This is a genomic window from Bradyrhizobium sp. WSM4872 (genome assembly GCF_055811715.1).
This window is the reverse complement of record NZ_JBVVPT010000044.1, coordinates 21,635-43,124: the sequence shown is the minus strand read 5'-3', so window position 1 is coordinate 43,124 and position 21,490 is coordinate 21,635. Positions and strand designations below refer to the sequence as shown.

At 57.3% G+C, this 21,490-nt stretch carries 14 protein-coding genes and 3 pseudogenes; 13 read left to right on the top strand and 4 right to left on the bottom strand.

Annotated features, from left to right (window positions below):
- The first annotated feature begins 166 nt into the window (after positions 1 to 166).
- From AC0L3C_RS34150 to AC0L3C_RS34130, 5 genes and pseudogenes are all read left to right on the top strand, one after another.
- On the top strand, positions 167 to 1,222 hold the full coding sequence (locus AC0L3C_RS34150) for an ABC transporter substrate-binding protein (RefSeq protein ID WP_473410191.1): 1,056 nt from the start codon (positions 167 to 169) through the stop codon (positions 1,220 to 1,222).
- A gap of 1,081 nt (positions 1,223 to 2,303) precedes the next feature.
- Entirely contained in the window at positions 2,304 to 3,191 is an 888-nt protein-coding gene (locus tag AC0L3C_RS34145) for a beta-keto acid cleavage family enzyme (RefSeq protein ID WP_473410190.1), read from the top strand.
- A 10-nt stretch (positions 3,192 to 3,201) separates the two neighbouring features.
- Positions 3,202 to 4,689, top strand: coding sequence for a 3-hydroxyacyl-CoA dehydrogenase NAD-binding domain-containing protein (locus tag AC0L3C_RS34140; RefSeq protein ID WP_473410189.1), 1,488 nt, complete (start codon positions 3,202 to 3,204; stop codon positions 4,687 to 4,689).
- 511 nt (positions 4,690 to 5,200) lie between these two features.
- A complete protein-coding gene (locus AC0L3C_RS34135; RefSeq protein WP_473410193.1) occupies positions 5,201 to 5,353 on the top strand; it encodes a transposase in 153 nt (50 codons plus the stop codon).
- Positions 5,354 to 5,890: 537 nt separating this feature from the next.
- A pseudogene (locus AC0L3C_RS34130) lies at positions 5,891 to 6,630 on the top strand (IS110 family transposase).
- A 343-nt stretch (positions 6,631 to 6,973) separates the two neighbouring features.
- Here AC0L3C_RS34130 and AC0L3C_RS34125 read toward each other — a convergent pair.
- Both AC0L3C_RS34125 and AC0L3C_RS34120 read right to left on the bottom strand, forming a co-directional pair.
- Positions 6,974 to 8,149, bottom strand: a complete 1,176-nt coding sequence (locus AC0L3C_RS34125) for a M24 family metallopeptidase (RefSeq protein ID WP_473410188.1) — start codon at positions 8,147 to 8,149, stop codon at positions 6,974 to 6,976.
- Positions 8,150 to 8,325: 176 nt separating this feature from the next.
- A complete protein-coding gene (locus AC0L3C_RS34120) occupies positions 8,326 to 9,516 on the bottom strand; it encodes a M20 family metallopeptidase (RefSeq protein WP_473410187.1) in 1,191 nt (396 codons plus the stop codon).
- A 1,077-nt stretch (positions 9,517 to 10,593) separates the two neighbouring features.
- Here AC0L3C_RS34120 and AC0L3C_RS34115 point away from each other — a divergent pair.
- The 7 genes from AC0L3C_RS34115 to AC0L3C_RS34085 all read left to right on the top strand — a co-directional run bounded on the left by AC0L3C_RS34115 (position 10,594) and on the right by AC0L3C_RS34085 (position 19,052).
- A complete protein-coding gene (locus AC0L3C_RS34115; protein WP_473410186.1) occupies positions 10,594 to 11,475 on the top strand; it encodes an ABC transporter permease in 882 nt (293 codons plus the stop codon).
- Complete coding sequence (locus AC0L3C_RS34110) at positions 11,465 to 12,265, top strand: ABC transporter permease (protein WP_473410185.1); 801 nt, start codon at positions 11,465 to 11,467, stop codon at positions 12,263 to 12,265. Before AC0L3C_RS34115 ends, AC0L3C_RS34110 begins: the two co-directional genes overlap by 11 nt.
- 8 nt (positions 12,266 to 12,273) lie before the next feature.
- The gene (locus AC0L3C_RS34105; RefSeq protein ID WP_473410184.1) at positions 12,274 to 13,362 is read left to right on the top strand and encodes an ABC transporter ATP-binding protein; all 1,089 of its coding nucleotides are present in this window, start codon (positions 12,274 to 12,276) and stop codon (positions 13,360 to 13,362) included.
- Positions 13,363 to 13,422: 60 nt separating this feature from the next.
- On the top strand, positions 13,423 to 14,472 hold the full coding sequence (locus tag AC0L3C_RS34100; RefSeq protein WP_473410183.1) for an extracellular solute-binding protein: 1,050 nt from the start codon (positions 13,423 to 13,425) through the stop codon (positions 14,470 to 14,472).
- A gap of 687 nt (positions 14,473 to 15,159) precedes the next feature.
- Positions 15,160 to 16,533 (top strand): amidase, encoded by a 1,374-nt coding sequence (locus AC0L3C_RS34095; protein WP_473410192.1) that lies wholly within the window; start codon positions 15,160 to 15,162, stop codon positions 16,531 to 16,533.
- Positions 16,534 to 16,621: 88 nt separating this feature from the next.
- Entirely contained in the window at positions 16,622 to 17,545 is a 924-nt protein-coding gene (locus AC0L3C_RS34090) for a 3-hydroxyacyl-CoA dehydrogenase NAD-binding domain-containing protein (protein ID WP_473410182.1), read from the top strand.
- Between the two features lie 70 nt (positions 17,546 to 17,615).
- Positions 17,616 to 19,052: an aminotransferase family protein gene (locus AC0L3C_RS34085; protein ID WP_473410181.1), complete on the top strand. Its 1,437-nt coding sequence runs from the start codon at positions 17,616 to 17,618 to the stop codon at positions 19,050 to 19,052.
- Between the two features lie 395 nt (positions 19,053 to 19,447).
- Here the strand turns inward: AC0L3C_RS34085 and AC0L3C_RS34080 are convergent.
- Positions 19,448 to 19,653 (bottom strand): annotated as a pseudogene (locus AC0L3C_RS34080) (ISNCY family transposase); the annotation flags it as partial.
- A 3-nt stretch (positions 19,654 to 19,656) separates the two neighbouring features.
- On the opposite strand from AC0L3C_RS34080, the pseudogene AC0L3C_RS34075 reads away from it, so the two are divergent.
- Positions 19,657 to 19,925 (top strand): annotated as a pseudogene (locus AC0L3C_RS34075) (transposase); the annotation flags it as partial.
- Between the two features lie 108 nt (positions 19,926 to 20,033).
- On the opposite strand, the gene AC0L3C_RS34070 reads toward AC0L3C_RS34075, so the two are convergent.
- The gene (locus AC0L3C_RS34070) at positions 20,034 to 20,813 is read right to left on the bottom strand and encodes an SDR family oxidoreductase (protein ID WP_473410180.1); all 780 of its coding nucleotides are present in this window, start codon (positions 20,811 to 20,813) and stop codon (positions 20,034 to 20,036) included.
- Positions 20,814 to 21,490: the final 677 nt, after the last annotated feature.

Here is a 21,490-nt window from a genome sequence, read left to right as displayed (position 1 = left end):
TCGGCACAAGTCGAGCTTGGTGCGGAGATCACCATCGGGTGGAAAACCGAGGATTGCCGGGCGCTCAACGCGCCGTAACGGCGGCCAAGGCGACCCGCAAACAAGCGGGCGAGGACTTCAGGAACGCTGCTTCCATCGGAGCGGCACAATAGGGAGAGAGCAGAAGATGAGGGAGTTTTTGAGAGCCGCCAGTGCTCTGGCCGTAACGGGAGCGGCCATATTCGCGCCGAAACTAGCTTTTGCCGGTGATCATCTCACGGTCACCTCGGGAGGTGGCGCGTTTCAGCAGGTCCAGCGCAAAGTTCTCTTCGAGCCGTTCTCGAAGGCGACCGGGATTAACATCACTGGAGACGAGTACGATTACAGCGTTTCCAAAATCCGCGCCATGGTCCAGACCAAGACCGTAAGCTGGGACGTAGTCTTCGTCACTACTGGAGCAGCCATTCGATTGTGCGCGGACGGCGTCATCGAGACGCTAGACTGGAAAACGTTAGGCCTCGACAGGGCCAAGTTCATGGGAGCCGACACGAATGAATGTGGGTTGCCGGATTCAACTTCAGCGACAGTAATAACTTATGACAAGGATAGGCTGCCGAATGGCCCAAAGAGAATCGCCGACCTATTCGATCTGCAGAAATATCCCGGCAAAAGAGGACTATGGAAAGGGGCGGCAATTAATCTGGAATGGGCGTTGATCGCCGATGGTGTGGCAATCAAGGACGTCTACAAGGTCCTCAGCACGCCTGCGGGAGTAGATCGCGCATTTGAGAAGCTCGACACGATTAAGAGGGACGTTGTTTGGTGGGAGACTGGCGCACAGGCTCCGCAGCTTCTAGCCGATGGCCAAGTTATCATGACTGCTGCCTATAACGGCCGTATCTATGATGCCGTTAAGAATTCCGGGAAGCATTTCGAGATCATGTGGGATGCGGCGATGCTGAATGGTGTTGCCTGGGTAATTCCCAAAGGCACCTCGCGGCTAGACGAAGCCTACAAATTCATCGCCTTCGCCGGTTCGCCCCGGGCCCAGGCCGACGTAATGAACCTCACCGCCTACGGACCCGCCAACAAGGACGCAATGGCACTCATCGATCCGGCGGTGTTGCCCAACCTTCCTAATGCGCCGGACCACATTGATAATGCAGTCCTGCAGGATCCCGTCTTCTGGAGTGAGAAAAACGACGAACTACGCCAGCGCTTTAATGCGTGGCTCGCAAAGTAGCCTCGAATGATGTAGCGGCGAGGAGGTTTGCTTTCTCCTCGCCGCATTCAACGGACGAACCACAAGATGATCGGTACCGACCAGCATTGTGATTCACTGGCGGATGGCATTAGTGTGGAGGCATAGCCGAAAGGACTCACATTTCACACGACTTCGACAGGCGAAATCGAGGGGCCATGGCGAACGTGGCGGAAGCGCTCGCCGCGTAGCTGATCATCGCTGTGTACCTTCGGCACAATCAAGAAGTATGTGATCTGATGGCAGTATACCGCCCAGTCGGTTCGGCTCATCGCCGGCGGGGGTAAGTCATTATGGGCAAAGCCCCCCACGAGCAGGATCTATCATGCGAAGAATGCCGGTAAGCACTTCGCGATCCTGTGGGATGGTTAGGGCTTGGGTCGTCAGCCTGGGCAATTCCAAACGGTACCGCCTGGTTGGCGAATGCCTACAAGTTCCTCGCGTTGGCCGTTGCGCCTCAGGCGCAGGCCGACTTGACAGGTTATATCCCTAGGGGCCGATTAACAAAGAAGCTATTGCCCTCGTGGGTACGACCGTCCTGCCGTATCTGCCCAAAGCGCCCAACCGCATGACCAATGCGTTCTTTTTCGATAACACCTTCTGGGCTGATAGACATGACGAACTCCGCGCTCGCTTCAACGCGTGGCTCGCGAAGTAGGTCAACGAGAGGCCAAGCAGGCCGCGGGAGTTGACACTAGGTGGTTCGCAAATTCATCATCCAGAAGAAGGCACTGATTGGGTTTGCCTGGCGCTAACCGTCATCCTAGTCGCCACGACGCAGCTGCTTCGGCATGTGTTTCAACTTGGTCGACCTCGAGCACAAGGCGAAATGGGATGACAAGGCTGTCCAGCCTATCGGCGCGTAACGTTTGGACCGTTCATCGTACTTTGATTGCTCGAGAGCAAAAGCGTCGCCTGCTCGCGACGGGGCGCAGAATTTCTACTCGGCGAGCGGCCTTATCACTAAAATCCGGATCTTGTTCTGCTGTAATCCTTTGAGCCGGGTCCGCACGGTGAAGCTCGGTCGGGCAAGCAGATTTTTGAAGGGGAGGAGAAGGGTAGGATGATTTCTGAGGTGTTCATAACCTGTGCAGTCACAGGTAGCGGGTCGAACGTGGAGCGTAGTCCGCATGTACCGGTGACCCCGGAGCAGATCGCGAACTCAGCGATCGAGGCAGCGCAGGCGGGAGCGGCCGTCGTGCACCTTCACGTGCGTGATCCCCGGACCCGCCAGGGATCGCGGGATCCGGCGCTCTATCGGGAAGTTGTGGAGCGCATTCGGAACTCCGATGTCAATCCAGTGATCAACCTGACGACAGGGATGGGCGGCGACCTGATCCTGGGCGGGCCTGACGCGCCTATGCCGCCAAGCCCGCGATCAGACATGGTGGGAGCCCTCGAGCGACTGGTGCATGTGGAAGAGTTGCGCCCGGAGATCTGCACCCTGGACTGCGGGTCCATGAATTTTGGTGCTGCCGAGTACGTAATGGTTAATACCTTCCCGACGCTGAGGAGGATGGCCGCCCGCTTGCAGCAGATCGGAGTGCTTCCAGAACTCGAGGTGTTCGATACCGGCCATATGTGGATCGCGCGCGACTTGGTCAAGGAAGGGCTGATCAAGCAACCGCTGATTCAGCTTTGCATGGGAATTCCCTATGGAGCGCCAGACGACTTGACGACACTGACAGCCATGGTCAATGGCCTGCCGCCGCACTCAGTCTATTCTGCCTTTTCGATCGGTCGGATGCAGCTTCCGTATGTCGCGGCGGCGGCGCTGGCGGGCGCAAACGTGCGAGTGGGGCTGGAGGACAATTTATATCTATCGCGAGGGCAGTTGGCGACCAACGCCCAACTCGTCCATGCGGCGGTGCAAATTCTCGAGAGGATGGGAGTGCGGGTAATGGGCCCACGTCAGGTGCGCGAGAAGCTCGGCCTTCAAGTCTATGAATAAGAACTCACTAATGATCTCCAAGACGGCCGAGGCCATGTCGGAGAGGCTACCTAAGGCAGTCGCGCTGCTGGGAGGAGGTGCGATCGGTGGCGGGTGGGCCGCACGGTTCGTTCTTAACGGAGTTGACGTGCGGCTGCACGATCCGGCCACTGGGGCCCTCGAGCGTGTTCAGGAGCAGGTCGCGAACGCGCGTCGGGCATTTCGGCGGTTGACGCTCGCGCCCCTGCCGCCTGAGGGTTCGCTGACGTCGGCTCACTCGATCGCGGTCGCGGTTCAAGGCGCGGAACTAGTCCAAGAGTCTTCGCCGGAATGCTTAGAGCTCAAACAGGAGTTGCTGGCCGCTGCTGATCAAGTGACGGCACCGGAGATCCTGATCTGCTCGTCGACTTCGAGCCTGCGCCCGTCTCTGCTTCAGGCAAAGATGCAGCACCCCGCACGCTTTCTCGTCGCTCACCCATTCTACCCAGTGTACATGCTGCCGCTTGTCGAACTTTGCGCCGGGCAGAGGACCGCGCCCGAAATGCTAGATCGCGCGGCGGAAATCTTCCGAGCCATCGGGATGCACCCGCTTGTGGTCCGCAAAGAGATCGACGGCTTTATTGCAAACCGGCTGCAGGAAGCCCTGTGGCGCGAGGCGTTGTGGCTAGTTCACGACGATGTGGCAACCGAACAGGAGGTGGATGACGCCGTCAGCTATTCTTTGGGTCTAGGGCGGGCCATCAATGGTCCCTTCCTCATAGGTGGAGGTGGAGCGGGACTGCGCCGCTACTTGAAGCAATGGGGGCCTTTGCTGAAGCAGCCATGCACGACGCTCGCTGATGTCCCAGAGCTAACAGACGCCTTTCTCGACAAACTTGCTGAACAGGCAGAGTCGCGAGACGAGGCCTTTTCATTTGGGACACTTGAAGAGCAACGCGACGACCGTATAGTGGCCGTGCTGCAAGGACTGCGCTCCCATAAGTACGGCGCCGGCAACGCGCTCGCACGCTGGGAAGAGGGGCTGTGTAAGCGCGCGCCCAAGCTTGACAGAAGTTCCGGTCCACTGCGGATGCGGACCCTGCAAATGCCCTCTGATTGGGTCGATTACAACGGCCACATTACCGAGAGCCGGTATCTGTATATCCTCGGCCTGGCTACCGACAACCTACTCGCTCACATCGGGATCGAGGGCGAGTATCGCTCAAAGCACGGTAGTTACTACACGGTTGAGACCCACCTGGCGCACCTCGGTGAACTACACGCTGGCGACCGCGTCCAGGTGCTGACGCAGATTCTCGGAGCAGATAGCAAGCGCCTCCACCTTTTCCACGTGCTCGCTCGGGATGGTGATGACGCGCCCGTCGCCACGGGCGAGCAGATGCTCCTGCATGTCGCCGCAGGTAATGGGCGGAGCGGTCCCGTGCAAGATCCCGTGCAGGAGCGCCTGATCGAGTTGACGCGGTTGCATGCAGACCTTCCTCGACCCGTGCGTGCTGGCGGGAGCATCCGGCTCCGCTGAGCCACGAACTTGTCGGGGATTCGCAACTGCCACTTCTGGCGCGCCCGTCGCTTGGCGCGCCAGAGCACAACAGCAGCTTTTGCCGCATACTGCTCCGAAGTCACTCAACCGATCCACGCCTTCACTCGGGGCAACCTGCTTGCGCCCGAGACACTGTCAATTCGAGTTCAATCCGAATACACCAGCTATCATTTACAGACACTGCGTGACCAAAGCGCGAGCTTCGTTTTCGTTTCAACGTATTCGCCGGCATAGGCACATGGCAAGCATCGCAAAACTCCTGGTGCTTCTCCGGGACGAAGCGACAAGAGGATCCCCGGCGCCGCCTGCTTTGCCCTGACCGATTCGCCGAACAGATTGAGCTGCCTACAACCGCATAGAGAAGCTCGAGTGAGGCATTTTGGTTGCGGTCAGAAAGGACCCCGATGCGAGGCGTCTAATGAGCATTCCCGGTCTCGGCCCCTCCGCTACTGTTCGGACATCGGTCTTCGCGGTTTTGCGACCGCACTAGATTATTGCGACCTGGAGGGGGCTAACACCGACGTCACAATCGAGCGGCGGGAAAGAAAGGCTCGGGGCGACAACAACGCGTGGGAATCGGCAGCTACGGACGTTCTTGATCTTTGTGCGACCTCAATCATCAATCTGGCTAAACGAGGCTTGAAACTCCCGCTCTGGATTCGGACCATGCTGCAAAGAGCCGGTCAACGTCGGATCTGTGGCGCTCGCCAACGAGATTGGCCGCACCATCCGGGCCTTGCTGATCAGAGGCGCCATCTATCAGGCGCTCACCACAATGCCGAAATCCTGATCTTAGGAGCTCTGCGGCGAAAGCAGGAAGCTGCCGAGGAGGCAAGGTGCAAATCTGGATGGACCCAAATGAGCACATTCCCGGTAGCAATCAGACCGCCTGACTCACTGCGCTTCGAGCGCGAGAAATTGATTGGGCGATTGCCTTCCGCGGATATCATCGTGGCCAGCGGCCAGGCGCCGCATTCACAGGCCGAACATATGACCGCACCGTCATCCCCTGTTCTACCAGAAAAAGGATCTTGCAGCCCGGGCCGTTCCACATATGAGTCAGAGCTACATTTGCAAAGGATGACGTAATTACGGCCGACGCTCGGGAGGAAGGACCCAAGCTATTGTCAAGCTCTCGCAATCAGACGATTCGGAGTAGCTAAATAAAGCAAACGTTGGGCTGGACGTCTCGCAGAGGGGAAACCACGATATGCGTAGTTGGGGAGATGGGAAGTAATTTTCGAAGGAAAAGCCGACTCTGATCCGGGCGCGTGGCCCAGCCTGCTTCGTTTCATGCGCCTCATGGCGAGCGCACCGGATTCGAAACTGGCGCGATGGCGAATCTAGGCTAGGCATGAACTCCGCAGAGTTGATCTTCCCGTTGTCTGTATCGACCCTCGGCATGCGCTCGCAGCCGTCTCGGTCCGTATGAACAAGAGTGATCAACGAGGCGCGGGGTCTCGCCGAACTGCTGCGGGTCGGTTGGTTTGGTACCGGGAGGTGAAGGTCAAAAAGCCAAGAAAGCCACAAGATTCGTGCGATAATCGTTGCGCGATTTCGCCTCGTGACCATTCGACGGGACATCGAGAATCAGGTTCGCAGCCTGATCAACGCTGCGACCTATCCAATCTGGCGAAACTGACGGCAACGGCAAGAGATCCCGTTGGGCGATCGATTCTACGAACTTACCCAATCGAGGCCGCAACCGTTCTGCTGTACTGAACGAAGAAATGGTCTTGCCTCAATGCCTGGAGCATCAAGGTCGGGAAGCGAATCGGCGTGAACAAAGCGAAAGTCGCCATTGCCCGGAAGATCGTCGCAATCCTCACTGCATCTGAGTCGACAGTACCGCGTTCCACTTGGGCAAGCGATGGATGCATAATCCGATTTTTCACTCCTGGTCCGGCTCCGCCGGACTAGCGATGTCCCGCTGGGACGGTAGTCGTGGCAACCTCGGTCAATCGGCTGGTGGGCGGTTCGTACGTACCCCGCTGCAAACGTTGAGGCGCTCGATCTGGACATCATCAACAGGCGCTCGCGATCGTGGAAGGGACCATGACCCAGCTACGACATCAATCCAACGACGCAAGGGGCCAACGACATCGAATATGCAATGTCACTGGGCGATCGTCCCGCCATCGCTCCGTCTCCGTAACCTGACCAGCTCCGACGGAGCAATCGCTACGGCGCAGCCTATGCATTCGGGCATAGTAATGCGAGGCTCGCGGGCGTTGATCGATTTCGGCCCGCGGCACGGCGTTGCCTAGGAATTGATCTCGAACAGTTCACGCGGCAACTTGGTGAATGATTCGCCGCCCGTATCGGTGACGCGAAAAGTTTCGCTGATCACGTAACCGACATCTTCATTGATCCAGTTTCCGAGCATGAGATGAAACGTCATGTTTGACTGGAGAACCGTCATATCACCTTCCTTCAGGCTCGCCGTCGGCTCCGTCCAGTCGATGCCGACTGCGTAGCCACACCGCGATTCCTTCTCAAAACCATGCTTCTTCAGCGTGGCATTGAAGGCCACTGCGATGTCGCTGCACGTGCCACCCGTCTTGGCGGCTGCGAGGGCAGCCTCCAAACCTGCCACCTCTCCGTCGTGCAGTCGCCGTAGATGGTCCGCCGGCCTGCCGATGGACATGGTACGCATTAACGGAGAAGTATAGCCGTGGCGCACGCCGCTTAATTCGAGGTTAATCTGCGATCCCTGTCGGAAGATGTCCTCGGTCCAGCGAATGTGGCATGTAGACGTACGTGGCGTCGAGCACATGAAAAAGCTCGCGATATCCGTTCCTGGCTTTCCATTGGCGCCACGTACTAGCGTTGCAATAATCTCTGCGGCTGCGTCGGCTTCACGCAGTCCGGGTCGAATGACTTCTTTCGCTTTAAGCATCCCAGCGTCACTAATGGCGGCGGCTTCACGCATCATTGCGATTTCGAGATCTGACTTCAGACCCCGAATCCAGGTAACCGCGTTCGTGCAATCGACAATTCTCGCTTTGGTCGCTCTGAGCCTGAACTTCTCAATAGTCAAGGAGGGCAAGAATTTCGCTTCGAGCCCGATCGCTCGATTGCCCAAACCCTTGTCCAAAAGGAAGTCGATGATCGCATCGTATCCATCCCGATCGGGGTTGGCGATGAGCGCTTCCGGGTAGCCAATCACTCGGCTACGATCGATGAACATCTGATGAATTGCAGCTGGTCCGTCCATGCGACGTGTAATGAAGGTCGGCTCTTCGTCTTCTAAAGACACGAGTAGGCCTTGAGGCACATACCCCGACTTTGATGTGTAACCCGAAAGATAGGTAATGTTGGCGGGTGTCGTAACCACCAGCGCGTCGATCTCTCGCCGCTTCATTTCCAATTTTACTTCAGTTAATCTTCGCAGATATTCGGATCGGGGGAACGCCTGCGAGCTCTTGGGCATGGCCATAGGTTCAACTCCTTCCGTGAGGGCTTGGTCGTGCTAGCTTTGTTGTGACCAGCCAATAAGGTTAGTGCAGCAGATCGGGAACACTCGGCGGAATTCCCATTCGTCGCGGGCGTGTCGAGCAGAGCGCCATCCCGCCGGAGTGCTTCGCTTGTGGTGGAAATGAACACCCGATGCCATCACGAATTCAGCATTGCCAAGCAGTAGCGGATCGTGAGTTCCGTAGTTGGAACGAGCAAGTTGTCGGACGCCCCGAAAGTCGGCGTGTGCACGCCAGACTCATTGCCGCGTTCCTCGCTGCCAAACCAGAAATAGATCGAAGGCACGCAGGCGGAATAGAAACCGAAGTCATCACTGCCGCCGCCGGCGGTCGGAGACTTCTTGTCAGAAAACTTATCTTCGCCCACCGTTTCAACGACGAGCCGCCGAAACCGTTCGACCATTTCAGCATCATTGATGACAGGCGGCTCCCCAAGCTTGCAGGAAAATTCTGCTTTGCCTCGATGCATGGCCGCCACGCCTTCGGCAATCTCTCGAACGCGCTGAATCAGAAGCGTTCTACGCTCTGCACCGCTCGTTCTGATTGTCCCGGTCATGCAGACGGAAGGGCAAATGATGTTTGTCGCCTCCCCTCCTGCGATCGTACCAATCGTGATGATCGCTCCATCCTCGAAGGGCATCTCCCGCGATACGATCTTTTGCACTTCATTGATAAATGCCCCTGCCATCGCAATTGCGTCCACGCCGGCGTGCGGCTTAGCCCCATGAGCCATGGTCCCGATCAATTTGAGCTCAAACTGGTCGGCCGACTTGGTCACTGCGCCAGTGCGTGCGCCATACATTCCCGCGGGCAAATCAGTTTTCACGTGAAAGCCGACGGCAGCGTCAAACCCTCGGAGTAACCCTTCCTCGGCAACTGAACGGCCACCGAGCGGCTCTGCCTCCTCAGCAGGCTGAAAAAACACGCGAAGCTTGCCAGAAAAACTCGCGCGAATCCTATGGAATGCGAGGGCGGTGCCCAATGCGATTGACGCGTGCATATCGTGTCCGCAGGCATGCATAACGCCCGGAACTTGCGAACGATATCGCAAATCATCTCGAGCTTCCTGGATTGGCAATGCATCGATGTCGCCGCGAATAGCGATGGAACGCTGCGGCCCGGAGGCCAATCCCTGAATGTCAACGTAAAGACCGGTCTTGTGAAATGTCTTGGGGCAGTTCAGTCCGAATCTCTTCAGAGTGTCACGGATCCGTTGCTGTGTCTTCCATTCATCGTTTGAAAGCTCAGGCTCGCAATGCATTGCATGACGCGTCCCGATTATGGCGTCCTGTTCGGTGGCGGAAAGCAAGCTGTTCGCGATTTTTTCCATGGTGATCTGCCGCTGTACCGAGCTGAAGGCCACGTTTCAATAGCAGACTGAGATCGAGAGATCGCATCGACGAGCAGCGGGCTGGCGCAGAAAAGCTGCAATATTTCCCATGTAACGCGCTTTTTCGGAAGCATTCGAGGCCGTTGCGCCAGCCGACGGATCAGTGCGTCGGAGGAGCCATCATCCCTTGCTCAGTGACTGAAGTGCGAATCGAACATGACGGAGCGTCGATGTTGCCGCCGGAGGCGATGCCATCCCGTAAGCTCAGCGTTCCTGACCCCTCAGGGTCTTGGTAACGCCGGGTCTTTGGTCATTCTCTCTTCCATCGCCGGCCCTTGGTCAATAAAGGACTCTCTGGTCGATCGGCCTAACAGAGCGCCCGTCTTCTGCGTCCCGTCCATCATGTGGTTCGACAGCCGTGCTCCGTGAAACGAAGCGTTTGTGCATATGCAGACATGCGGAGCCGAATTTCAAACAAGAGTCAAACAAGAGTTAGGGAGGCACCAAACAAGGGATACAGATCGCTTTCGCTCAGATGCATTGCGCATAGCCAATGCCGCACCCATTCCCATGATGATCTCGCGGAGCGGTGCTGGTTAGTGCGTCGCCCGCTTACCAGTAGCGACATATGGCGGACTTGAAGCCCGCGGGGTCTAAAACGGTCAGATCCGCGCCACGAGTCCATGTGCAACTGGCCGCGTCCGGCTTCAAAACGTACAAACACTTCGCCGAAACCTTTTCCGCCCTGGGGCCCGCGCGTGCCATCTCCCGGAGAACCGAGAGGTCCAGTGATTGGCCGTGAATTTCATTCGAGCCCCGTTGCAGGGTAGGGCACCACTAGCCAACGGGCGCTCAGGGTGTAATTTATGTTGAAATTCGTCTCGCTTCCCCGACTGCGCGCAGTTATTATGCGTCAAACAGCACAAGTTTACATCTTTCCATCGCCTCCTCGGGCTACCTTTCGACGATCGGAAACGGAGACGGGATTCCAAAGAAGCGCGCTAGAGTTTCCTGCTGATTTCCCGTCCGGCGGATGACGGATCGAGTCTGGGTCAACAAACTTCTTCGGTGAAAGCGATGAGCTCGTCTACAGCTGAATCGGAAACTGAGAAAAACACCTGGATGCTATTCTTGGCGCCGGCATTGCTCACCCTGACCGCTTTTCTGCTTATTCCGGCTGGCATCGTCCTGCGAATAAGCTTCTTTTCCGGTAGCACAACAATGGGCGCGGAGGGCTACTCTCTCGCTCAGTACGAGAAATTCTTCGGAAACTCGCTCTACCTATCAGTGCTTGGTGAAACAGTGAGCTACGCAGTCATTGTTTGTCTTGGATGCTTAGTCCTTGGTTTTCCTGTCGGTTATTCCCTCGCACGCCACCCCCCACATCAGCGTCGCCTGCGAATGCTGATGGTGATCGTACCTCTCACCTTAAGTCTGGTGATTGTTGTGTTTGGCTGGTTGGTGCTCCTGGGTCGACAGGGGTTGGTGAACAATATCCTAATGTGGTTGGGAATTATCTCTAGTCCGCAGCAGCTATTGTTCAATCGCACAGCTGTCGTCGTCGTTCTAATTCAGCAATTCCTCCCATTCATGATCCTTTCGGTCATGAATGTCGTCATGCAAATAGATCCCGTTCTCGAGCAGGCGTCGACGAGTCTGCGTGCAAGTCGCGCGCGTACGTTCATAAAGGTGATTATCCCTCTCTCAACTCCAGGAATAATGGCCGGATTGTCTCTGATCTTCGTCATGGCCGTTTCTGCTTTTGTCACTCCCCGGCTAGTTGGTGGACCTCGTGCGCAAATGATTGGGGGCTTTGTTTATGATCAAATCCTCAGCACATCGAACTGGCCATTTGGAGCCGCGATGGCCTTCATTCTGTTCGCTATAGGGTTCGGACTCATGGCAGCCCTGAATGCCACCATCATCCGCCCTCTCACGAGGGGCCTTCATGTTCGATGATATTATGGATCGACTTCTAGCGGGGGCCGGCAGGTTTCTTCGCGTCTGTGTATACCTCACGCTGATACTTCCTGCGGTTATCGTCGTCGCGACTTCTTTTACATCGGGCGACGCGATGCGGTTTCCGCCGACTGGCTTCTCCCTCCGTTGGTATTACGCTTTCTGGGAGAGTTCACTTTTCATCGACTCGCTGACTCTAAGTCTGAAAGTGGCCGCGCTCGCGACAGTGCTATCCCTTCTGTTTGGTTTCGCGGCGGCATTCGGGATCGAGCGACACAACTTTCGGGGGCGAGGACTCATACGAGGTTTCATGCTTTCTCCGCTGCTGATCCCAGCCGTGGTCCTCGGCTTGGGATTGATGCAAATGCAAGTCTGGATTGGCATAAGTCAAACTTTCCTTGGCTTGCTCGTCGGACACGTGGTCGTGACGCTGCCTTACGTAGTCCGCACGCTGTCTGCGAGTATGGTTTTGTTCGATAGAAATCTGGAGCAGGCCGCAATGAGTCTGCGTGCAACGCCCGTGACCGTTCTAAGGACAGTGACGATCCCGCTTCTTGTGCCTGGCATCATTTCCGCCGGTGTGTTCGCGTTTGTTACTTCCTTCGGAAATGTGAACCTCTCAGTTTTCTTAGGCGCCGGAGGTAATGTCACGCTTCCCGTACAGGTATTGGCATATGTTGAACAAACAGTCGACCCGCTCGTGGCTGCCGTATCCTCGGTCGTGATCGTCTTCACATTGCTGGCCATCTTGATCGCCGATCGTATTTCGGGCCCAAGGTCTGTCGTCTAGGAAGTAACATGCAAATACTTGCTCAAGATGCACTTGCGCCCGATCTCCAATGCGAACCGGTCGTTTCCTTTCGAAACATCAGGAAAGACTACGGCTCAATCACGGTTGTACCCGACTTTTCGCTTGAAATCCGCCGTGGCGAGTTGGTGTGTCTTCTCGGCCCGTCCGGGTGCGGCAAGACGACGAGCCTACGGATGCTGGCTGGGTTTGTCTCGCCGACGAGCGGAGATATCCTGATCGACGGCCGAAGTGTGACGCACGTTCCGGCCTATAGGCGCGACGTTGGCATTGTCTTCCAAAACTATGCTCTTTTTCCACATATGACTGTGGCCAAAAACGTGGAGTATGGGCTGGTGAATATCGGCATGAAGAGGCAGGAACGGCTGAACCGCGTTCAGGGCATGCTCAGCCGGGTGGAGCTGCAGCATCTCGCCGGCCGCTACCCGCGTGAGCTTTCCGGAGGCCAACAACAACGCGTCGCGCTTGCCCGGGCGCTTGCGCTTCAGCCGAAGGTTCTCCTGCTAGACGAACCCTTCTCCAATCTAGATGCGCAACTTCGCGTACGTCTACGTGAGGATCTCCACCACCTCATCCGTAGCCTTGAAACGACCACTCTTTTTGTAACCCACGATCAAGACGAGGCGCTCACACTAGCCGACCGTATCGTCGTCATGAACAAGGGCGCGGTGGAGCAGATCGGTAGCCCAGAGGAGATTTACGATGCTCCAGCCACGCGATTCGTGGCCGAGTTTATCGGACAATGCTCTCTGTTGGATGGACAGATCCTCGAGGGAGGCGAATTCAAAGCCGATGATGGATTGTGTTTGCTAATCTCTGGCCACGCAGGAAAGGCCACCGCCGTCGTTCGGCCGGAGAATGTCAAGAAGGCGCATGAATTGCCGGGGCAGCCGGCACATCGCGCGACGATCGAGGCGAGTGACTATCATGGCTCCCTTACCCGGCTCCAGCTTCGCCTGCACGGATGCAAACTGATCATGGATACCCAATTTCCCGTCGGTCAAAAGCCAAAGCAAGGTGAGCAGATCGACATTTCCATTGATCCAGAAGCCATTCGATTTGTACCCCTAGTACGATGATTCTGGGCGCTCATTTACTGCAGCCAAGTTTGCAATCCAGCAACTGTATGGGAGAGAATTATGAAAAAACGCGACTTTCTAGCGCTCGGTGCTGCCTCGGCTCTGGCGACATTCTCATCGCCTGCAGTCTACGCTCAGCAGAAAAAATTTGCCGGCGTTACGTTAAGAATCAACGGCTACGGAGGCACGTACGACAAGGCCCTGATTGAGGGCGTGGCAAAACCTCTCGAAGAAAGTACAGGCCTCAAGGTCGAATATATCCCTTCGAGCCCCACCGTCGACTTAGCCAAGCTTATTTCCAACAAAGCCACCCCCCATATTGATCTTTTTATGGCGGATAGCCCGCTCATGCCTCAAGCAATTGCGGGAGGCATTCTAGAGAGCTTTGGCCCGTCAGACGCCCCTAATCTTTCCCGTGTCCTTCCTGGCTATCGTGAGTTCGGCGATTATGGCGCGCCATTCAGCGTTGCTTCGATTGTGCCCGTGTACAACGCCAATACCATCAAGCTCCCGCTCACGGGCTTCTCGGATATCGCTCGGCCCGACTTGAAGGGCAAGGTTTCGACAATGCCGGCCAACGGCTATACTGGCTGGATGGTCTTGCTAGCTCTCGCCGAAGGCAATGGTGGCTCATTAGCCAACATGGATCCAGCCTTCAAAATTATAGCCGCGGCGAAGGACAACATTATTGCGACACCGCCCAGCTCTGTCGCGCAACTTCAGGCCTTTACACAGGGTGAGGCGCAAGCCGGTACATTGTGGGAGGGTCGGGCATATGAGGCACGGAAATCGGGAACCCCGTTGGAAACGGTTGTCGCTCGAGAAGGTATCTACGCCGTCACTTCCTATACGAACATCGTACGGGGCGGACGCAACAACGAGGCTGCACTAGCGTACATCAATCAGCTTCTTTCCGACCAAGGCATGCTCGCCGTGCCGAAAGCGCTCCGCTACGGACCGACGACTGACGTGGCTCTAGGTGATATCGCGGCGGAGATCCTTATTAATTCTCGGGATCGGGCAGCACTGAAGAGGCCGATTGACTGGAAGGCCTTGATGCAAGAGGGCTCGGCCCTTGGAGAACGGATGACCAAGGAGCTGAGAGCCTAACATACTGCGAAATCGCGTTGGGCGGCCTCGCATTAGCATATGAGCTTAACAGGTACTATGCCGCGCGAGCTCTTTCGTGCGCTTGGCTGACACCGACCGGTTAAGCTTGAACGTTCGCGGGCTCCGCATGAATTTGGCGAAACAAAAAGGGGGGTTATCGGCGCATCCGCGACGTTGAGAGGACGCGCAGATGCCCTCAAACGGCAACCCGCAATGACGGTCCTGTTTAACGAGACGGGCCATCTAGCGTGCGGCGAGTGAGAGCTCGGCAAGCCGACACGAACAATTTAATACAAAAAGAGATCTCCGCCCCTCGTAAGGCCTCGGTGAAACAGAATCATAAACCGAACTGGCTGAATGAAGTGGTCCGCCAAAGAGGAAGTCCTGCGCCAACGGGCACAACTCAGCAGCATGCGAGCGTTGCATGGCTTGTTCCGCGCGGATTCCTTCTCAACGAAGCTGTAGTGTCACCGCAACCGCGGTCAACTAACAGCGCAACTGCAAGGATTTACGAATGGGTGCGCCCAGAACTGCTGCCAGGTCAGCAGTCGAAGTAATGGTGGCGAGGGACGCGCCGCCGAACCACCTTCTGTCTGGATTTCGGTTTCTTAATTCGATCGGTCGCAGGTAGAAGGGGCTTCTAAAGTGCAGCAGATAATCCGTGATACGGCCAGCAGTGTCGTTCAAATGTTGGCGACCCGCGAAGTATCGCCGCTCGAACTCCTGTGTGTACTAGAAGCACGGATTGCGGAGGTTGACGGTGCGGTTAACGCACTCCCAATCTTGTGTTTTGATCGCGCCCGGAAGAACGCTGAGGTGTTGATGAAGCGGCCAGTAAGCGAGCGCGGTCTCCTCGCCGGTCTGCCCGTACCGATCAAAGATCTCACCGACGTCGCTGGTGTACGCAATACGCAAGGGTCGCTGATCTTCAGGGACTACGTCCCCGCGCGGTCAGATATCCTTGTCGAGCGGCTCGAAGAGAGCGGGGCGCTCGTCTATGCCCGGTCGAACACCTCCGAGTTCGGAGCCGGTGCGAACACTTTCAACGACGTTTTCGGGCCAACACTCAATCCATGGAATCCGTCGCGCTCGGCGGCCGGCTCCTCCGGTGGCGCTGCAGTCGCGCTTGCCACTGGAATGGCGTGGCTTGCGCACGGGTCCGATATGGGGGGGTCGCTCCGGAACCCGGCGAGCTTCTGCAGCGTGGTTGGCCTGCGGCCCAGCATCGGCCGGGTTGCGCACACACCGAAGTTCAAGGTCGACCGTAACCTTGGTGTGCCGGGACCCATGGCCCGCAATGTGGAGGATGTTGCGCTGATGTTGGACGCGATGAGCGGTGAACATCGTGGAGACCCGCTGTCGCTTCCAAAGCTGCCGCACTCGTTCCTTTCGGCCGCCCGATCGGGCAAAAAGCCACGACGGGTTGCCTATTCGCCCGACTTCGGCATCACTCCGGTCAATCCCCAAGTTGCCGCAATTACACGCCGGGCCGCTTCGCGATTGGTCGAAGCGGGCGTTATCGTTGAGGAAGCGCATCCCGACTTTCGTGAAGCCCAGGAATGCTTCCACGTGCTGCGCGCTTTTGATTTCGCAGTCAGCAAAGCTGGGCTGCTGCGCAGCCACCGTGATCTACTCAAGCGAGAGGTTATCTGGAATATTGAGGAAGGCTTGAAGCTCACCGTCGAACAGATCGAGCGCGCCGAGACACAACGGCTGGCGATGATGACGCGCGCAGTGGACTTCTTCAAGGAATACGATTTGCTGTTGTCTCCTGCGACCGTAGTCGAACCTTTTCCGATCGACAATCGGTATGTCACCGAGTGTAACGGCAAGACATTCGACCACTATGTAGATTGGCTCACCATTGCCTCAGCGATCACGCTGGCCTGTTGTCCGGCGCTGTCGCTGCCGTGCGGCTTCACCAGTTCCGGCCTGCCGGTCGGACTCCAAATCGTGGCCGCGCCCCGAGACGAGGGGAACTTGCTGGCGGGCGCAAAACTACTTGAGGACATTCTAGCCCTACGAAACTGCACGCCTATGGATCCGAGGGCGGCATCGTGAGGACCACCGTCGAGGTCGTTCTCCTCCTCGGCGACTGTCTTGCCGTTGCCGTGGCCGATTGTCTGTAGAGCGAGGTGAACCACTGATCATGACAGCGCGCAATGGCACAGTTGCAGTGTTGGGCTGCGGGCTCATCGGCCAGAGTTGGGCGGCGCTTTTTACAGCCTATGGCTATGATGTTGTGGCCTGGGACCCTACGCCACAATCCCATTCAGCAGTCCTGGACGTGATTGCTCGCAAACGCGAGCAGATTTGCGCTCCTGTGGAGCTTCGCTCGGCCGCCGGATCCTTCAGCATTGCAAAGACGCCCGAAGCCGCGGTTTCCGGCGCATTCTGGATTCAGGAAAACGCCCCGGAAGTGGTTTCGATGAAAACAGCGCTGTATTCGCGCATCGAAGATGCTTCACGCTCAGATGCAATTATTGCAAGCAGTACCTCGTCCCTGACTTGGAGTCAGCTCTCGCCCGCCTTAAACCGCAGCGCTCGGTTCATTACCGCGCACCCATTCAATCCGCCGCACCTCATGCCGCTGGTGGAGATCTATGCTGCCGATGCAGACGTGCGCGAAAGCGCTGTCTCATTCTTTGCGGGCCTCGGTCGTAAGCCGGTCGTGCTTTCGCGCGACGCCGTCGGGCACATCGCCAACCGGCTGGCTTCCGCGCTCTGGCGGGAGGCTGTTAATATCGTCGCCGAGAACATCGCCGATGTTGGCGCGGTCGACGCGGCGCTTGTACATGGCCCAGGTCTACGCTGGTCGGTTACCGGTGCGCATATGGCCTATCACCTCGGCGGAGGCCCTGGCGGTATAGAGCACTACCTCCGGCATCTCGGACCGAGCCAGGAGGAGCGCTGGGCAGCACTTGGCACACCACGGCTTACGGCTGATCTGTGCGCACGGCTTGTCGAAGGCGTTCTCGCGGAGGCGAATGGACGGTCCATCGCGGAACTGGAGGCCGAGCGCGACGGCCGCCTGTTGAAGATGCTAGCCGCACGGCAGGCGCCGAGCCCATGAGCTCCGTCAAACGAAAGCGGGCACTGATAGCGCTTCCGTTCGGTACAATCATTCCTAGAGGCAACCAAGAATGACTCAAGAACAAGCGAATTTCTCTCTCGAAGAGATGGATAAGCTTAGCGTGTTTCATCCAGCGACGTCTATCTACGACCAGCAGACGAACGGGCCAATTATTTACACCCACGGCCAGGGCGCTCGGCTGACTGACCGGCGAGGCATGGATTTGATCGATTTTGGCGCAGGACTTTGGTGCGTCAATGTTGGGTACGGGCGTCGCGAGATCGCCGCCGCTGCGTCAAAGGCGATGCAAGAGCTTAGCTACTCTCACATGTTTGGCACGGCTTCAAACGAGCCAACAATAAGGCTGGCCGATCGCGTGCTATCACTGCTCCGCGAAACGGCAGGGGCGCCGCACCTGGCGCGCATTGCGTTCGGCTCATCTGGATCGGACGCTAATGATACGGCGTTTAAGCTTGTGCGATATTACAACAACCTGCGGGGCAGGCCCAAGAAGAAGAAGATTATCTCGCGCCTTGGCGCCTATCATGGTGTCTCGTTCGCAAGCGGTAGCCTCACTGGCATTCCCGCGTATCATACAGCCTTTGACATGCCAATCGAGGGCGTTCTACATACGTCGTGCCCGCACTATTACCGTTTCGCTCACGACGGGGAGAGCGAACTGCAGTTCTACGAGCGCATCATCGCCGACCTTTCGGCCATGATCGAGCGGGAGGGACCAGAGACCATCGCGGCCTTCATTGCCGAGCCCGTGATGGGGACCGGTGGCGTGTTGATCCCTTCGACGGACTATTACGCAAAAGTCCAAGAGCTGCTGAACCAGCACGACATCCTGCTCATTGTTGACGAGGTCATCACTGGCTTCGGTCGTACGGGCGCCTGGTTCGGGACTGGCACATTTGGTCTCAAGCCTGACATCGTGAACATGGCAAAGGGAATTACGAGCGCTTATTTTCCAGTCTCAGCCACAGCAGTTTCGGAGCGGATCTGGAAGGTCCTGGAAGACGCATCGCCAAGGACGGGCGCGTTCATGCACGGCTTCACCTATTCCGGCCATCCGGTCGGCAGCGCCGTGGCGATGGCGAACATCGACATCATTGAGCGAGAAGGATTGGTGGAGAAATGCGATAGCGACGGGCCGTACATGCTGAAACTTCTGCAAGAGCACCTTGCTGAACACCCGTTCGTTGGTGACGTCAGGGGCATGGGACTTATGATTGGGGTCGAATTCGTTGCCGATAGGGTAACGCGACGGCCGTTCGCACAAGGTTCAGACCCTCACCGTGTGGCAGCAAAGCACGCCATGCAAAGAGGCGTAGTGACACGATCCTTGCCCTTTATCGCGGTCAACTCGTTTTCGCCGCCACTCTCAATTTCGCGTGGTGAAATCGAAGAGGGTGTCGAACGCTATGCAACCGCGCTGAAGGACGCTCTTCCTACAATGACTGAACTCGCCAAAGTAATTCAGTATGATCGGAACACCTGCTAATTTTGCTGAGCGGAAGAGACATTCGGGACGCGCTGCAGCGAGGATCGCACAGCGTTGACTCCGCCTTGCAGGTCGTCGATCAGATCAAACTAGCTGCATTTCCGCCCGTGTGATTCCGCGCCGGCGAGTTCGCGTATCGATACTGCTGACCCCCCTCTAGGCAGATGATGCCGAGCGGGGGGCATCTGTTCAACAGATAGAACGCTTTGGTAGCGCTGGCCGACAGACGTTCAGGATGCTCATCGAGCCCGGCGGTGCCCAGCACGTTGTCCTCGAACTCGGACCGCTAGTCCCCATCGAAATTGATCAGGTATACGCTCGCCATCTATGCGTCACATCGCTACTTCTCTGGCCACCGGCCGATTGCGAATCAGGAGGACATGGGCAGGCGCCGTCTGTTTACGAAGTTCAGTCAGAACCGTGCTCAACGCTTCTGCTCACGCGCCAGAAGTGGTGCGCATTCCGTCCAGCCGGTCGTGATGTCCGTGAGAACGAGCGTGTGGACGAAACTGCCGCGCGCCGAAGGATCGCTAATGGCAACAAGATCGGCTTCGACGAACCCATGCGCCGGCTCTCCCCAATCCGCTGAAGTACGAATGGGATCGCCCAGGACCATGCCGAGGCCGCGCGAACACAGTGGCGGTGGCTCGCCGACCAGCCTCGCCCCAAGCTGCCCAAGCTTGCTGGCTTTCTCGACGAGGCGCGGCCGACGTGCTCGCCTACATCACCTTCCCGCCGCAGCATCGGACCAAGCTGCACCCCACCAAGCCGATCGGGCGCCTTGACGGCGAGATCAAGCCGCGCACCGAGGTGGTCGGCATCTTCCCCAATCAGGACGCCATCGTTTGCCTCATCGGAGCGATCCTGCTCGAATAGAACCATGGATGGGCCGTCCGGCGTGAATCGTATCTCATACGGTCCACATCTCCGAAGCCGAGCGCGATCAGAAAACGCGGCTGATCGCACAAACCAAAGGGCGTGCTAGCGCGCACTCGCACCGAGATCGACGGGTATGCAAGCTCCGTTAACTGCGGACGCCAGGGGGCTCACGAGAAAGCCAATCGTTGCTGCGACCTCGCGCACATCGATAAGACGATTGCCTGGTTGTTCGGCACGAAAGAGCGCGACGACCTCCTCGGTGCTTATGCCTCGCTTTGCCGCCTGCTCCTGCAATTGCCCCTGCATCATGGCAGTATCCATCCACCCCGGCGCTACACCATTTACGGTAAGCCCGTGCTTGGCGCCTTCCAACGCAGCAACGCGAAGCAGGCCGAGAACTCCATGCTTGGCGGCAGTGTAGGCCGCTTTGTTGGATGCGCCTCCGTGGCTCAAAGGCGAAGCTGTGACCACAACGCGACCACTAGGGGATTTCGTCAGAGCTGGCCAAGCAGCCTTCAAGGCGAAGAAGGGGCCGTCCAGCATTACAGCTCGAAGGCGGTTCCATTCTGCGTCTGGAAATTGATCGAGTGGTGCCGAGAACTGGCTTCCAGCATTGAGCACAAGGATGTCGAGACGTCCCGCCTTCCCAATAACGTAGGACACCATATCACGATTGCCGTCCGCAGTGGAGAGATCTGCGTGGAATGTGTCGTCCCCGACCACGTCCACGCCATACACCTCTGCTCCGCGTTCGCGCAGTTCGGCTACGATCGCCTTGCCTAGCCCACCTGTAGCTCCGGTCACCAGGGCGACCCGGCCCTGAAGCGACCATCCACGGGTATAGGACTGATCATCATGTTTCTTGCCACTATCATCAGACATTAGCTTCTCTCCAGTCTAAATGCATTCCGTACAGGATTGTCCTCATTCGAGAGACGCCCATCGCATCGGGCTTATCACGGAGCTGCACACACACCCTCCAAAGGTCTCCCACCATGGTGAGACCGTTCAGCTTCGTCGCCCATGGTGTAGCAGCAACAACCACGGGTGCGACACCGCGCGCTCGCTGAAACACGGCTCTGCAGTTGCAGAAGGGCTGAGATGCAGTCCAGTTCGCCGACCATGGAGTTAAGGCGATCGGCCCGCCCTGATAGTCCCCGATACGACCACAACACCTACTCTCGTCGAAGTCGCTAAATCCGGCAGCCTCAGCGAACGCCACCCCACAGGGCTCAGCGTTTCTAGCTCGAATGTGTATTAGATCGATCATTTCACAGACAGTACCTAGGTTTCGTGTATCGAATCCTTCGAAGAATGCGCACTTACAGCAGAAATCGTGCGCGAGCTTCGCTAAAGAATGAGCTTCTCTGCAAGCGCATAGTTTTACGCGCCCTTGCAATCATTCCGCATCGTAAGTCAAGCGCTCAACGTCGCTATCGACGAAATGCCACCGGTTGTGTTCTTTCCTTCCGCGGTGCATTTGTAGTCATGGCCTCAATTGATCGCGGCCAGAGAGGTCTCCCGATCAGCACCTCAGCTGAGCTTGTGCGGCAGGACTG